Consider the following 2,272-nt stretch of genomic DNA (forward strand, 5'->3'; position numbering starts at 1 on the left):
GCGGACGAGTGCTCCTGTCGGGGGTCGACCTGCTGACGCTGAACGACGACGACCGGCGCCAGCTCCGTTCCAACCGGATCGGGATGGTGTTCCAGGACGCCCTGAGCGCGCTGAACCCCGTGTTCACGGTCGGCTGGCAGCTCGGTGAGCTGTTCCGCAAGCACCGGGGCTACGCGCGCAAGCAGGCCGACCAGGAGGCCGTCCGCCTCCTCGACCTGGTCGGCATCCCCGGCGCGGGCCAACGCGTCGACGACTACCCCCACCAGTTCTCGGGCGGCATGCGCCAGCGGGTGATGATCGCGATGGCCCTCGCGCTCGACCCGGACGTGATCATCGCGGACGAGCCCACGACCGCCCTCGACGTCACGGTGCAGGCCCAGATCATGAAGCTCCTGGCCGACCTGCAGGCCGAGCGCAACATGGGGTTGATCCTGATCACCCACGACATCGGCGTGGTGGCCGACGTCGCCGACGACATCTGCGTCATGTACGCCGGCCGCGAGGTCGAGAAGGCCGACGTGTACGCGATCTACGACAAGCCCGCCCATCCGTACACCAAGGCCCTGCTGGAGTCGATCCCGCGCATCGACATGAAGGGGCACCAGCTGGCCTCGATCCAGGGGCTGCCTCCCAACCTGACCAGGATGCCGTCCGGGTGCGCCTTCCACCCGCGGTGTCGCTTCGCGCGGGAGCGGTGTCGCGAGGAGACTCCCCCGCTCTACACCGTGGCCCCGGGCCGACTCAGTGCGTGCCACTTCTACGAGGAGGTGCTGGACGCATGAGCGAGGTGGTGCTGGCGGCGACCGACGTCCGCAAGTACTTCCCCATCACCGCGGGCGTCCTCAAGCACACGGTGGGCCAGGTCCAGGCCGTCGACGGCGTGTCCCTGGAGCTGCACCGGGGCGAGACCCTGGGGATCGTCGGCGAGTCCGGGTGCGGGAAGTCCACGCTGGCCCGGGTCCTGATGGGCCTCATCCAGGCCACGTCGGGCTCCGTCACCCTCGAGGGCGAGGAGCTGGTCGGCATGAAGCCGAGCCGGCTGCGCACGCTGCGCCGCGACGTGCAGATCATCTTCCAGGACCCGTACTCCTCGCTCGACCCCAGGATGACCGTCGGGAAGATCATCGGTGAGCCGTTCGAGATCCACACGGGAGTCGTGCCACGGCGGCAGCGGCGACGGCGGGTGGAGGAGCTGCTCGAGGTCGTCGGGCTCAGCCCCGAGCACATCAACCGGTATCCGCACCAGTTCTCGGGCGGTCAGCGCCAGCGGATCGGCATCGCCCGCGCCCTGGCCCTGAACCCGAAGGTGATCATCTGCGACGAGCCGGTCTCGGCCCTGGACATCTCGGTCCAGGCGCAGGTGGTCAACCTGCTGGAGAACCTGCAGTCCGAGCTGGGCCTGTCCTACATCTTCGTCGCCCACGACCTCTCGGTGGTCCGGCACATCTCCGACCGGGTCGGAGTGATGTACCTCGGCAAGATGGTGGAGATCGGCACCGAGGACGAGATCTACGAGCGGCCCACCCACCCGTACACCCAGGCCCTGCTCTCCGCCGTGCCCGTGCCCGACCCGAGGATGCGCGGCCGGCGGGAGGAGATCGTGCTCACGGGCGAACTCCCCTCTGCCGCCGACCCGCCGTCGGGATGCCGGTTCCGCACCCGCTGCTGGAAGGCGCAGGACATCTGCGCCGAGCAGGAGCCTGCCCTCGAGGTGCGCGCGGGTGGCGACCACCCCTCGGCCTGCCACTTCGCCGAGGTCAAGATCGTCACCCACGCCACGCACTGAGGGCGTGCCGAGGACTACCCGGTCGAACCGGCCTGCGAGGTCATCCGGCGCGTCTTCACGTCGAACCAGTCCTTCTCGTAGCCGGGGCCGGTCGGGACCAGCACGGCCTCGGGACCGGCGGACGTCGGGCTGCCCTGGTCGTCGACGCCGAGCAGCCCCGCCGTCACCGGCGTCGCCGGGTGCTGACCGAGCTCGCCGGYGAAGTGGCACGCCACCTTGTGGCGCGGGCCGACCTGCAGCAGCGGCGGCTCGACCTTGGCGCAGATCTCCTGGGCCATCGGGCAGCGGGTGCGGAACCGGCAGCCGGACGGCGGGTTGATCGGGCTGGGGACGTCGCCCTCGAGGCGGATCCGCTCACGCCGCCCACCGATCGCGGCCTGCTTGACGTCCGGCACGGCGGAGAGCAGGGCCTGCGTGTACGGGTGGAACGGCGCGGCGTACAGCGTCTCGCGGTCGGCGATCTCCACGATCTTGCCGAGGTACATG

General features: G+C 70.2%; 3 protein-coding genes. 2 read left to right on the plus strand and 1 reads right to left on the minus strand.

Annotated elements, in window-relative coordinates; translation table 11 throughout:
- A partial coding sequence (locus ACXJKL_RS19650; RefSeq protein ID WP_457208683.1) for an ABC transporter ATP-binding protein occupies window positions 1–782 on the plus strand: 782 nt, incomplete at its 5' end.
- Window positions 779–1,786 (plus strand): ABC transporter ATP-binding protein, encoded by a 1,008-nt coding sequence (locus tag ACXJKL_RS19655; RefSeq protein WP_457208684.1) that lies wholly within the window; start codon window positions 779–781, stop codon window positions 1,784–1,786. The genes ACXJKL_RS19650 and ACXJKL_RS19655, both read left to right, overlap by 4 nt.
- 14 nt (window positions 1,787–1,800) lie before the next feature.
- On the opposite strand, the gene ACXJKL_RS19660 is transcribed toward ACXJKL_RS19655, so the two are convergent.
- Window positions 1,801–2,272 (minus strand): oligopeptide/dipeptide ABC transporter ATP-binding protein (locus tag ACXJKL_RS19660; protein ID WP_457208685.1); only part of this gene is annotated, 472 nt, incomplete at its 5' end.

The sequence above is a fragment of the Nocardioides sp. P5_C9_2 genome, assembly GCF_054049555.1.

What these genes read in the sequence shown, in the direction of transcription:
- ACXJKL_RS19655 (WP_457208684.1), top strand. Translation starts at nt 779, where the DNA reads ATGAGCGAGGTGGTGCTGGCGGCGACCGACGTCCGCAAGTACTTCCCC.